This window comes from Halomonas sp. SIMBA_159 (genome assembly GCF_046536035.1).
Classification (GTDB): Bacteria; Pseudomonadota; Gammaproteobacteria; order Pseudomonadales; family Halomonadaceae; genus Vreelandella; species Vreelandella venusta_A.
The window spans coordinates 1-232 of sequence record NZ_JAWJBT010001746.1 but is presented as its reverse complement, the minus strand read 5'-3'; the positions used below and the strand labels follow the sequence as shown (position 1 = coordinate 232).

1 protein-coding gene is annotated in these 232 nt (G+C 68.1%); it reads right to left on the bottom strand.

Annotation, left to right across the window (positions count from 1 at the left end):
* Window positions 1-17: 17 nt before the first annotated feature.
* The coding region (locus R0J87_RS25175) for a hypothetical protein (protein WP_498889753.1) at window positions 18-232 on the bottom strand (215 nt) is incomplete at its 5' end.

The following is a 232-nucleotide window of genomic DNA, read 5'->3' as shown; positions in this document are numbered from 1 at the left end:
CGGGGTCAGGGTTTCGGTCATGCGCGTCCCTCCGGCGGTTGCGACGCGCTGCCGCGGCGCGCCTTCCACTTCTTATACCCCACCGGCAGCAGGGAGAGGATGCCGAGCCCGACGATCGGGCCCAGGATCTCCGGCTTGAAGATGATCCCAAGGCTAGGCGCGCCCCCGGCGGTGACCAGCGCGTCCAACCCGTTGCCGACAGACGCGTAAACCAGCGTTCCAGGGATGATCC